Source organism: Pedobacter sp. AJM (genome assembly GCF_002197755.1).
Lineage (GTDB): Bacteria > Bacteroidota > Bacteroidia > Sphingobacteriales > Sphingobacteriaceae > Pedobacter.
Map to the genome: position 1 here is coordinate 685,854 of NZ_NHOT01000003.1, position 12,354 is coordinate 698,207.

The window sequence follows — 12,354 nt, forward strand, 5'->3', positions numbered from 1 at the left end:
TGGTTTAATTAAAGTCTATGATTTAATATGAATTGCATACCTTTAAATTAATCATATGGAAAACTCAAAATTCACTACTACTCCAGACAGCGGCAAAAATGCTGCAATTGTTAGCTACATCTTCCTGATTGGCTGGCTTATTTCTTACTTCGCCATGTATAAAGACAATAAAACGGCTTTATCCAGTTATCATTTAAGGCAGTCGCTGCTGCTGCACTTGGCTATCATTGTGGTTAATATCTTACTCACCATTCTGGTGGCGATTTTCCCGGTAGCATTTTTAGGCTATTTGAGTTATCTGATTTACATTGTGTACATTATCTTCATCATTTTAGGTGCAGTTAGTGCAAACAATAGTCAGTTAAAGCCACTTCCGGTAATCGGAGATAAAGCTCAGGGCTTTTTCCCAAGTATCTAATCAGTACTAATATTTAATCAGGCCCGGACATTCAATCCGGGCCTTTTGTTTTAACGAGTTTTCCACATTTTTAACCTGCTTTATATTTTTTTTATATCTTGCCAGTCAACATATGAAGAAAATAACATTTGCCTTTCTGTTTTTCATTTTGTCTGCAAGTGCAGTGAAAGCTCAAAACATCATACCTGCCCAATATCAGGAACTGGTTAAAAAATTAGTTGCTACCTTACCAAAGAATACTACTGCAACATTTAAAGATGGTTCATCTACAGATTCTGAATCTTTAATCGATTTTGCCAAAAGCATGCTGGGCATACGTTATCGCTATGCCACTAGCAATCCTAAAATTGGTTTTGACTGTTCAGGCTTTGTGAGCTATGTATTCAGTAATTTCGGTTTTAAAGTGCCGCGTTCATCAAGAGAATTTAGCGGGGCAGGAACTGAAACCACTTTAGAAAACGCGAAAGTAGGTGACGTGTTAATTTTTACCGGAAGCAATTCAAAAATCAGGAAAATCGGCCATGTTGGTATTGTGTATTCCATTGATGAAAACGGAATTAAATTTATTCATGCCTCATCAGGAAAAGCACACAGCGTTACCATTACTGAACTTAATGGCCATTATAGAAATCGCTTTATGAAAATCGTAAGCATCATCTAGCTTATTATTTGTATTTCCACATTCTGGTTTTACCTTCACCAATCCATTCAATAGCTGTGGCCAGCCGCCTTGCTCTTGTACCTTCAGTTTTGGCTTCTTCCAGCCACAGCACATAGTCTTTTTTATTGGAAGGGCTAAAGTCTTGAAATATATGCATGGCTACAGGATCTTTTTGTAGTGCTTCCATAAAATATGCCGGAATAATCAGGTTTTGTGTGCCTGCCTTAGGCTTTGCAGGAAGCTTAATCCCATCTTCATTTAAGGGAATGCCTTCCTGAATATAAGCGATCAGTATTTCATCGTCAGGCAGATCTCTTAGGCTTTTGATTTTACCCAACATCCCCATTACACTGCTGCGATCTTCAAAAATATTAAACTCGTCTGTGATTAAAGCGCCTTTCCAGAAACCAAAAGTACAATGGTTTTTAAAAGCCGCCATATGGCATACCGCACCTTTATATTCAAAAAAAGGCATTCCCCATTTTATCTTCTCCTCTATCCTGGCATCTGCATGATGTACAAGTATTCTTAAGCGCTCCAATATCGGAATGGCAAATGGAGCAGATTTGATGATGTATTGATCAACTTGTACAGAAGTATGCATAAGCCTGGATTTTTTAAATTAAATTTAAAGCAAAACAACCTTCAATGCTAATGCTACATTCCCCTGCCTGAGGTATTGCCGGGCAAGCTCATGTAATTCACGTTCCCTGTTCATGGCATCACCAATGGTGGCATCTAAAACTTCTTTTACATCTGGATTTAAAGTAACCAAATCAACTTCATGATCAGTTGGCAAATGTTCCACATTCCCTAACATTCCCAAATCGTTTCCGGTTAATACTTTAGATAAGCGTACAGATTTTGGCAAGGCATCTACACCGATCCCTAATTTAGCCAGTGGTTTGGCTACTTTAAATAAATTTTCTGCAGTTACCCTGCAGTACCAGTCGCCACCTAAACGGGCCACCAAATCTATTTTCTCCTGATCTATTTTTCCTTCGCTATTTAGAATATCTTCATTAATATGGATGAGCTTAACCTCTGCTAAAATTAAGTTTCCGGCACCATGCTGATCACCTAATGGAATTACTTGATTCACCACACATTCAAACTGCACCGGGGCTTCTGCTACTCTTGGTGGTTTAACCAAATCAGATTTAAGCATGGTAAAACCCGCTTTTTCAAACTCATTTACTCCTTTTGCATATTCGGTACTGGCCAGACTCATTTGCTGTACCATCTCATAATTTACAATATTGATGACGCACTCTTTTACCTGGAGTACATTCTCCAGCGTATGCTTAGTCGTATTATCCCGCACCCGCCGGGCTGGTGAAAAAACACAAATCGGCGGCTTGGTACTAAACATATTGAAAAAGCTGAACGGACTCAGATTGATGTTTCCATCATCATCAATGGTTGATGCAAAACAGATTGGCCTTGGTGCAATGGCATATTGCAGATAATCCTGCAGCTGCATCGCAGATAAATCTTCAGTTTTTAAGGTTAGCATGAGCTGATGAATTGGTAAAATTGTTTTTTTACAGTTGGTAAGTTGGGGCATAGTAAGTTGTGCAGTTGAATAATCAATCTCGCAATAAGTTTAAATTTTGGAAATCGGCACATCCCCCCTCCTTTCTTACATATCGGCACCTGTGGATTTCACTTACTAAACGCCTAACCAACTTACCGCCTGCACCACTATTTCTTCAAAGCTAAAATAGAAAAATCAGTATCAGCTTTGGTTATGGTATTGGTTAAAGCACCTAAACCTGTAATTTCCATTTCTACCACATCGCCGGGCTGTAACCATTGTGTCTGATAATTTGGATCGTTTAGTAAACCTGTACCATTAAGTTCCAGGAAACATCCGGTTCCAACCGTACCTGATCCGATGACATCGCCAGGCAGGATATCCACACCATAGGCACAACGCTCAATAATTTCGGCAAAGGTCCAGTCCATATCTGCGGCATTACCCTTTGATACTTCAATACCATTTACGCGACAAGTCATTTTTAAATTATAGGCATTTCCGGTGTGGCCATCTTTCGCCGCAACTTTGTAGGGTTCCAGTTCATCTGGTGTAACCAGCCAGGGGCCAATCACTGTAGAAAAATCTTTTCCTTTTGCCGGACCTAAATTTAACAACATTTCTTCCATCTGCAGGGTCCTGGCACTCATATCGTTCATCACCATATAACCGGCAATATACTCATCCGCTTCTGCAGCTTTAATATTTCTTCCTTTCTTACCGATGACAATGGCCAGTTCCAGTTCAAAATCAAGCTTTTCGAAATGATCAGGCATACATTCAATTTCTCCTGTACCCTGAATGGCGTTGTGGTTGGTGAAGTAAAAAATCGGATATTCATCAAACTGCGGAATCATATCTACTTTACGGTTTCGCCGAGCTGCAGCCACATGTTGTCTGAATGCGTATCCATCCCTACAACTGGTTGGATTTGGTACCGGTGCGAGAATTTCATAGAAAATTTCTTCTTTGGCTTCCAGGCTTCCATCTTTTATCTGTGCATCAACCTTTTTTGCACGTTCCATCAGTACCTCTCCTCCCTGCAAAAATTCATTCATATTGTCTGGCAGCAATTTATCGCAGCTATTTAAATTATAGATATGTCCGTCGATAAACAGGCCTAAGTGTATAACATCTTCTGTTTTATAGGATACGAATTTCATATATGATTTGGTTAAATTACGGGGTAAATATAGTAAAAAGGAATAGCGTTCAAAATCAACCCAACCTGGATAAAGCAACTGCAATTAATTTTAAGTAATTGATTATCATCGTAAAATCCGGTTAAATTAAAATGGTTAAAAATTTCTTCCTCTTAAAGAATATACTTATTTTAGCCGTATCAAAACATGATTTTAAAAGCATTACATATCAATTTAGTAAACGATGCCATCGCTGCACGTCGCTATAAAATGCTATCTAAACTAATCATGGCCCAGTATTCTTTGTAAAATCCAGCATCCTTCTTCTTAATTAGACGCTTCACGTTTTTAATTAATTTTTCCAGTAGATTTTATTTCTAACCTAACATTAATTATATGCCTGTTTATCATAAATTGGGGCAGATACCCGCAAAACGCCATACGGTTTTCCGCAAACCTGATGGAAACCTTTATGCCGAAGAATTGGTTTCTACAGAAGGTTTTTCGAGTTTATATTCGCTTGTTTATCATGCCCATCCACCAACCATGGTGAAGCATTTGGGCGAACCTTACAGCGTTGAGCCTAAAATTGCCAGAGAAAAACACCTGAAACACACCAGCTTAATTGGTTTTAACATTCAACCGGAAGACGACTACCTGAAAAGCAGGAAGCCGGTTTTAGTGAATAGTGATTTACATATTGTTTTGGCGGCACCCAGGAAATCCATGACCGATTATTTTTATAAAAACAGTCAGGCGGATGAAATGATCTTCATCCACGAGGGTTCCGGAAAACTTAAAACAGGCTTCGGGGAAATTAAGTTTGGCTATGGCGATTACCTGATTATCCCGAGAGGAACCATTTATCAAATGGAGTTTGACCAGGAGCAGAACAGATTGTTTATCGTAGAAAGCTTCAGCCCATTACGCCCGCCTAAACGTTATTTAAATCAATACGGGCAGTTGATGGAACATTCGCCTTATTGCGAACGCGATTTACGTTTACCTGAAAACCTGCAAACACATGATGAATATGGTGATTTCAAAGTGCTTATTAAAAAACAAGGATTAATTTATCCCTATACCTATGGCACGCATCCTTTCGATTATATCGGATGGGACGGCTATCATTATCCATATGCCTTCTCCATTCATGATTTTGAACCGATAACCGGGCGTTTACATCAGCCACCACCTGTACACCAAACCTTTGAGGGGCATAATTTCGTTGTTTGTTCTTTCGTACCGCGTAAATATGATTACCATCCTGATTCGATTCCTGCGCCCTATAACCATAGCAACGTAGATAGTGATGAAGTGTTGTATTATGTTGATGGCGATTTTATGAGCCGTAAAAGCGTGGTTAAAGGTCAAATTACCTTACATCCAGGAGGAATTCCTCATGGCCCTCATCCAGGCACAGTAGAAAAATCAATCGGTAAAGACAAAACTGATGAACTGGCTGTGATGATTGATCCTTTTAAACCGCTGATGCTGACAGAAGAAGCCATTGCAATAGAAGATGAAAATTACCACAAAAGCTGGCAGGAAGGGTAGGCTGAGTTTGGAGTTGAGCGTTTGGAGTCGAAAGTCTTGAGTCCGGAGTCGGGATAATGAGATATCCAACATATTCGAAATATTATAATATTAAAAAACATTACAACAACATCAAAATGGAAACACAGACATTTGCAGAAAAGATCGCTAAGGCACCAGATTTTCTGCCTATTAACGGAACAGATTATATTGAATTTTATGTAGGCAACGCCAAACAGGCCGCGCATTATTACAAAACCGCATTTGGCTTTCAGAGTTTGGCTTATGCCGGTCCGGAAACAGGCATACGTGACCGCGCCTCTTATGTTTTACAACAGGGAAAAATCAGGTTAATTTTAACCACTGCATTAAAATCAGATCATCCGATTTCTGAACATGTAAAAAAACACGGAGATGGTGTTAAAGTACTGGCCCTTTGGGTAGATGATGCCTACAGTGCATTTGAAGAAACAACAAAACGAGGTGCTAAGCCTTATATGGAGCCTAAAACACTAACAGATGATCAAGGTGAAGTAAAAATGAGCGGGATTTATACCTATGGCGAAACCATCCACATGTTCATTGAAAGAAAAAATTACAAAGGTACTTTTATGCCGGGTTACCGCGTTTGGGAAAGCGATTATCAACCTGCTGATGCCGGCCTTTTATATATTGACCATTGTGTAGGTAACGTGGGCTGGAACAGGATGAACGAGGCCGTACAATGGTACGAAGATGTGATGGGATTTGTAAATATCCTTTCCTTTGATGATAAACAAATCAACACGGAATATTCTGCATTGATGAGTAAGGTAATGAGCAATGGAAATGGTTTCTCAAAATTCCCGATTAATGAGCCCGCGGAAGGTAAAAAGAAATCGCAGATAGAAGAATATTTAGAGTATTATGAAGGCGAAGGCGTTCAGCATATTGCCGTGGCCACCAAAGATATTGTAAAAACTGTTAAAGAGTTAAAATCACGTGGCGTGGAGTTTTTAAGTGCCCCACCAGAAGCTTATTATGATATGATGCCACAACGGGTGGGCAAAATAGATGAAGAAATTGCTTTATTGGAAAGCCTGGGGATTTTGGTTGACTGTGATGAAGAAGGTTACTTACTCCAGATCTTCACCAAACCTGTTGAAGACAGGCCTACCTTATTTTTTGAAATTATTCAACGTAAGGGCGCACAAAGCTTTGGTGCAGGAAATTTTAAGGCTTTATTTGAGTCATTAGAGCGTGAACAGGAATTAAGAGGGAATTTGTAAATAGTAAAATCACTTCTTCACTAAAACTTCATAAATGAAGTGCACCTTTGATATAACAAAACACCAGAAGCGATTTCCGTTTTGTTAAATTCTAAAAACTTCATAATTAGTTTTTTAGTTTTCCGGTTACCCTTATCTGATACCTCATGTATTGCAAAATACATGAGGTTTTTTATTTTTATTCAGCATTCTCTTTCAACATCTCAAATAAATCTTCAGGACCGCCATCAAATTTAGTTTCATTTACATAAAATGATGGCGTTCCATTTACCCCGCTTCTCACACCGCTCTCAAAATCATCTTCCACTTTTTGCTTTACCGCTTCAGTATTTATATCCTCATCAAATTGCTCGATGTCTAAGCCAATGGTCTCTGCAAGTTCCTGAAAGAGTTCATCATTTAAACGGTACTGGTTATCATAGATGGCCTCGTGCATTTCCCAGAATTTACCCTGAAGTGCTGCTGCTTCTGCAGCCAAAGCTGCCTGAAATGCAAACGCATGAGATTCCTGTAGCGGAAAGTGCCTGAACACAAACCGGATCTGATCACCAAAAGCCTGCTGAATTTCTTTTATAATCGGATAAGCGTGGGCACAATGCGGACATTGATAATCGCCAAATTCCACGATGGTAATTGCTGCTGAATCAGATCCTTCGGAATGATCGCTGCTTCCTATTGCTGGTTTTAATGTGCTCATGATATATTATTTTTGTTCTAAACTTTCCAAAGCATCCAGTATGCCATCAGCACCAGGATTCACTGCTGTTGGTGATAAATAACTCCAGGCAATTTTTCCTTCCTTATCAATCACAAAAAGTGCCCGCTTACTCTCTCCTACTTCATCATCATATACGCCATAAGCTTTTGAAACTTCCCCTTTAGGCTCAAAATCTGCCAGAAGCGGAAAATGTAATTTTCTATCTTTCTGAAAAGCATTATGGCACCAGGTGCTATCTACTGATATCCCGATCATCTGCGCATCATGTTTACTGAAATATTTCAGCATTTCATTATATAAGGCCATCTGGTCGCCACATACCGGACTCCAGTCGGCAGGGTAAAAAGCCAGGATCACATTTTTACCTTTGAAATCGTTCAGCTTAATTTTCTGATCCGGTGTGGCATTCAATTCAAAATCTGGTGCTACTTTTCCTTTTTCGAGTATCATTTTATATTTTTTTATTCCGGACTATAATACTTCGCCCAAATGTTTGTAATTAGATTTTATGGTATCAAATACCTCACTCATTTTACCGCCAAGCATTAATTTGGTCATGGAAATGGTCATTCCCTTTACTTGCTCCCATTCTATTTTTGGTGGCATTGCTAAAGCATTCGGGTTGGTCATGATATTCAATAAAACGGGACCATCTTCAGCAAAGGCATTGGCGATGGCAACTTCTACATCGTCAGGCTGGTTAATCGTAATGCCTTTAAAACCCATGGCCTGTGCCACCAAAGCAAAATCAGGATTAATCATGTCCGTTTCATTATCAGGCAAACCATCAACTTCCATTTCGAGCTTCACCATGCCTAAGGCACGATTATTAAAAACGATAATTTTAATAGGTAGATTATATTGTTTAATGGTGGCCAGATCACCCAGCAGCATTGATAAACCACCATCTCCGCAAAGTGCGATTACTTGTCTTTCAGGATGCGCAAGTGCAGCCCCTATTGCCATGGGCATGGCATTGGCCATTGAACCATGGTTAAAAGATCCCAGCATTTTCCTTTGACCTGTGCCATCTATAAACCTGGCGCCCCAAACGCAGCACATCCCGGTATCTACCGTATAAATTGCATCCTGATCGCTTAACCGGTTGATGGTATCTGCTACAAATTCAGGTTGAATTTTATTTTCCTCTCCGCGGTCTTTCACATAACTCAATTGATTTTCTTTTACTTTTCCGTAAAACTCCAGTTGTGCTTTTAAGAAACTATCATCGGTTTTAGTGGAAATTAATGGCAGCAGAGCAGCTATTGAATCTTTGATATCACCGCACAAACCCATGTGCAGTTTTGCCCTTCTGCCTATTCTCTCCGGACTTTCATCTATCTGAATGATTTTATTTTTTTCAGGCATAAAATTCTGGTAGGGGAAATCCGTTCCAAGCAGTAACACTACATCCGACTCATGCATGCTATGGTATGCAGATGGCTGACCAAGTAAGCCGGTCATGCCAATTTCGTAAGGGTTATTGTATTGGATGCCCATTTTTCCACGGAAGGAAAAACCTACCGGGGCCTTCAGTTTTTCGGCCAGTGCAACAACTTCATCATGCGCTTCAGCCGCGCCGATACCACAGTAAATGGTGATTTTTTTACCTTCATTTAAACAATTAGCCAGTAAGTGAAGATCGCTGTCTTGGGGCCTGATGACAGGTCTGCTTTTAAAAAGCTGCATAGATGTTTCACTTTCTACCGCGTCCATTTGGGCAACATCACCTGGTAAACCAAATACAGCTACACCTTTTTGATGAACAGCATGTTGAATAGCAGCCTGAAACATTCTGGGTACCTGCGCAGCAGTTGTAGCAATCTGGTTATAAGAACTGCAATCGTCAAATAATTTAGTGGTATTGGTTTCCTGGAAATAATCCATACCAAACTGCCCGGTATCAATGGTAGAAGCGATGGCGATCACCGGAACATGAGATTTATGTGCATCGTACAAACCATTAATCAGGTGAACGTGTCCGGGTCCGCAGCTTCCCGCACAGCAGGCCAATCCATCCAGTTCCGCTTCAGCTGCGGCAGCGAAGGCACCCACTTCTTCATTGCGAACATGAATCCATTTGATTTTTCCGTTTCGGCGTACAGCATCATTAAAATAATTCAAGCTATCGCCTGTAACCGCATAAACTCTTTTTACGCCAGCCTCCACAAGCATTTCTACCAGTTGTTCTGCAACATTTTTAGCCATATAGTTATTCTTAAAGTGGAGGTTATTAACCTCTGTTAAATATGATTACTATTTATACTTTAAAAATGAGGCTATTGTTTGCATGGATTTACAATGTTTTGTAATTTTTGATCTGGTTGAGTTAAAAAACTAACCTATTTTTTGCCTTTTGATGAGATAAGCCTGAAGTATAGGATAAAAACCTGCTTTAATATCAGCATCTATCAGGTCAATTTTGTATTGCGCGCACTTTAAGGCAATTTGCTGTCTGTATGTTGTTATGGCGTCCTTATAATTATCCTTTACCTGATTGGTATGCACTTTAATGGTATCACCTGTTTCCATATCGATAAACTGATGCGGGCGGTTCTCAAATTCAAAGTTGACTTCCTTAGACTGATCCACTACATTGAAAACCACAATTTCATGCTTATTGAATTTGAGGTGCTGCAATGCATCAAAAAACTGATCGGTTTGTTCAGGGCTGCTTTGGGTGTTGAATAAATCACTAAAAACAACCACCAGCGACCGTTTGTGGATGAGGTCTGCCACCTGGTGAAGCGATTCACTTAAATTCGTTTGTGCATTCACCTTTGGCGTGTTTAATAATTCTTCAAGCTTGGTAAACAAGAATTTCTGATGAACCGTTGTTGATTTAGCAGGGGTATTTAATAAGATTTCATCTGAAAAAAGGCTTAGTCCAAAGGCATCTCTTTGCTTTTTGAGCAGGTACATGAGTGCTGCAGCTGCCTGAATGGAAAAAGTAAGCTTATTGTTTTGGGCTTCAGGGAAATACATGGATGAAGAAACATCCACTACGAACTGACAGCGAAGATTGGTTTCTTCTTCGAAACGCTTGCTATACAGCTTATCTGTTTTGGCGTATAATTTCCAATCAATGTTTTTAACATTATCACCATTATTGTACTGACGGTGTTCGGCAAATTCTACAGAAAAACCATGAAACGGACTTTTATGTAATCCAGTGATAAAACCTTCTACAACCTGGCTCGCCAGCAATTCCAGGTTTCCAAAACTGGTTTCTTGTTCATCATTTACGGCCTGCATATCGTAAAGCTAATAAAAAGATTTTATGAAATGATGGCCCGTTTGTTACACCCCGAAACAGATATTAACATATTGGCTGGTGAAACACCAGCCAATATGTTAATATACTCGCTATTTTACAGCTATTTTATAAAGTTTTCCATTATCGGTTACGGCATATAAAGCACCGTCTTTTTCTACTAAATCTCTGAAACGCTCGCCTTTTCCTTCCAGCAGTCTTTCTTCTCCAACAATTTTATTGTCTTTAATTACCAGACGGATAATATGCGAGCCACTCAATGCACCAACAAATAAATTACCTTTCCATGCCGGAATTTTATCACTGTTATAAAAAGCAATCGAGCCCGGCGAAATTACCGGATTCCAGTAATAAACTGGTTGTTCCATACCTTCTTTTTGCTGAATACCATCACCTACAGCTTTGCCACTGTATTCAATTCCATATGTAATTACCGGCCAGCCATAATTTTTACCCGGCCTGATTAAATTAATTTCATCACCACCGCGAGGGCCAAACTCAGCCTCCCATAAATCGCCGGTTTGCGGATTAATTGCCAGTCCGTCAGGGTTCCGAAGTCCGTAAGCGTAAATCTCTGGTTTGGCACCCGCTTTACCGGCAAAGGGCCCGTTCGGCACAGGTTTACCTTCAGGTGTTAAATGCAGAATTTTTCCGAGTGAGGAATTTAACTGTTGCGCCTGAACCCTGATTTCTTTATCTGATCGTTCTCCGGTACTTACAAAAAGATTTCCATCTTTATCAAAAACGATTCTTGAACCGTACTGAAGTTTCCCGGTATGTGCAGGTGTAGCCCGATAAATAATTTTCTGATTTTCTATTTTTGTTTCGCTTGCAGACAATTTCCCCTTCGCAATGGCTAATAAGGAGCCTTTAGCCTGAGGTTCGGCGAAAGCCCAGTAAACCATCCTGTTTTTTGCAAAGTCAGGATCTAAAGTGACATCCAGTAAACCACCCTGACCCGAGGCATCAACCTTCGGCAAGCCTTCAATTTTCTTTAACAGCTTTCCATCAGCACCTAAGATAACCATCGATCCCTGTTTCTGGGTGATTAAAAATCCACCATTTGGAAGAACGGCTATTCCCCACGGATTTTCTAATTTTTCATTGATGATTGAAACAGACAAAGGCGTTTCTGTTTTTATTCCGGCAATCCTGGTTTGTCCGGTAAAAGCTGGCTTATAATCTGCGGTAGGCTTCTCCGTTTCCACTGGATTTTGAGCGAAAGCACAGGCCGTATTTAGGCAGTTTAAGGCGAAGCCTGCTATAATAATCCCTACTGTTTTGCTGTTGAATAGATTGACAGACATGATTCTATATTTTTATTAAATAAACAAAAAAATATCGCAATAAAAAACCCGAATACCTTAAAATGGTTTCGGGTTTTAAATATGTTACACACAGCGCGGATAAAATAGTTAGTATCCAGGATCAAGACCTAAATTATTAGACCTGTATACCTTCAACCTTCCTATGCCAATTGCTTGTTCAGTTTATCTGCTAATACAGATTTTGGAACTGCACCAACTTGTTTATCTACGATCTGACCGTTTTTGAAATATAATAAGGCCGGAATGTTACGGATACCAAACTGCATTGAAATTTGAGGGTTGTTATCAACATTTACTTTTCCAACTATTGCCTTGCCATCGTATTCTTTAGCGATTTCTTCTACAACAGGACCAACCATGCGACAAGGGCCACACCATTCTGCCCAAAAATCTACTAATACGGGTTTATCTGATTTTAATACAAGCTCCTCAAAGTTTGCATCTGTGATTTCTAATGCCATAATTATTTTTT

At 39.7% G+C, this 12,354-nt stretch carries 13 protein-coding genes; 4 read left to right on the forward strand and 9 right to left on the reverse strand.

The features are described from left to right. Positions 1–55: 55 nt before the first annotated feature. Both CBW18_RS08750 and CBW18_RS08755 read left to right on the forward strand, forming a co-directional pair. Entirely contained in the window at positions 56–418 is a 363-nt protein-coding gene (locus CBW18_RS08750; protein WP_088300913.1) for a hypothetical protein, read from the forward strand. Between the two features lie 112 nt (positions 419–530). Then, complete coding sequence (locus CBW18_RS08755) at positions 531–1,079, forward strand: C40 family peptidase (protein WP_088300914.1); 549 nt, start codon at positions 531–533, stop codon at positions 1,077–1,079. A 4-nt stretch (positions 1,080–1,083) separates the two neighbouring features. Here the strand turns inward: CBW18_RS08755 and CBW18_RS08760 are convergent, their stop codons facing one another. The 3 genes from CBW18_RS08760 to CBW18_RS08770 all read right to left on the reverse strand — a co-directional run bounded on the left by CBW18_RS08760 (position 1,084) and on the right by CBW18_RS08770 (position 3,779). Beyond that, entirely contained in the window at positions 1,084–1,683 is a 600-nt protein-coding gene (locus CBW18_RS08760) for a YdeI family protein (protein WP_088300915.1), read from the reverse strand. Positions 1,684–1,707: 24 nt separating this feature from the next. Continuing rightward, the gene (locus tag CBW18_RS08765; RefSeq protein ID WP_088301351.1) at positions 1,708–2,595 is read right to left on the reverse strand and encodes a flavin reductase family protein; all 888 of its coding nucleotides are present in this window, start codon (positions 2,593–2,595) and stop codon (positions 1,708–1,710) included. A 188-nt stretch (positions 2,596–2,783) separates the two neighbouring features. Beyond that, positions 2,784–3,779, reverse strand: coding sequence for a fumarylacetoacetate hydrolase family protein (locus CBW18_RS08770; RefSeq protein WP_088300916.1), 996 nt, complete (start codon positions 3,777–3,779; stop codon positions 2,784–2,786). Between the two features lie 375 nt (positions 3,780–4,154). Between CBW18_RS08770 and CBW18_RS08775 the strand changes: the two genes are divergently transcribed. Together CBW18_RS08775 and hppD are read left to right on the forward strand one after the other, a co-directional pair. Continuing rightward, positions 4,155–5,315 (forward strand): homogentisate 1,2-dioxygenase, encoded by a 1,161-nt coding sequence (locus CBW18_RS08775; protein ID WP_088300917.1) that lies wholly within the window; start codon positions 4,155–4,157, stop codon positions 5,313–5,315. A gap of 116 nt (positions 5,316–5,431) precedes the next feature. After that, entirely contained in the window at positions 5,432–6,562 is a 1,131-nt protein-coding gene (gene hppD / locus CBW18_RS08780) for a 4-hydroxyphenylpyruvate dioxygenase (protein ID WP_088301352.1), read from the forward strand. Between the two features lie 178 nt (positions 6,563–6,740). On the opposite strand, the gene CBW18_RS08785 is transcribed toward hppD, so the two are convergent. From CBW18_RS08785 to trxA, 6 genes are all read right to left on the reverse strand, one after another. Next, positions 6,741–7,259 carry a thioredoxin domain-containing protein gene (locus CBW18_RS08785; protein WP_088300918.1) on the reverse strand — a complete coding sequence of 173 codons (519 nt, stop codon included), beginning with the start codon at positions 7,257–7,259 and terminating at the stop codon, positions 6,741–6,743. Positions 7,260–7,265: 6 nt separating this feature from the next. Continuing rightward, on the reverse strand, positions 7,266–7,730 hold the full coding sequence (locus CBW18_RS08790) for a redoxin domain-containing protein (RefSeq protein ID WP_172406479.1): 465 nt from the start codon (positions 7,728–7,730) through the stop codon (positions 7,266–7,268). A 21-nt stretch (positions 7,731–7,751) separates the two neighbouring features. After that, entirely contained in the window at positions 7,752–9,488 is a 1,737-nt protein-coding gene (locus CBW18_RS08795; RefSeq protein ID WP_088300919.1) for a thiamine pyrophosphate-dependent enzyme, read from the reverse strand. Between the two features lie 129 nt (positions 9,489–9,617). Further along, a complete protein-coding gene (locus tag CBW18_RS08800) occupies positions 9,618–10,535 on the reverse strand; it encodes a DUF58 domain-containing protein (protein WP_088300920.1) in 918 nt (305 codons plus the stop codon). 111 nt (positions 10,536–10,646) lie between these two features. After that, positions 10,647–11,861, reverse strand: a complete 1,215-nt coding sequence (locus CBW18_RS08805; RefSeq protein WP_088300921.1) for a PQQ-dependent sugar dehydrogenase — start codon at positions 11,859–11,861, stop codon at positions 10,647–10,649. A gap of 161 nt (positions 11,862–12,022) precedes the next feature. After that, a complete protein-coding gene (gene trxA, locus CBW18_RS08810) occupies positions 12,023–12,343 on the reverse strand; it encodes a thioredoxin (protein ID WP_088300922.1) in 321 nt (106 codons plus the stop codon). Positions 12,344–12,354: the final 11 nt, after the last annotated feature.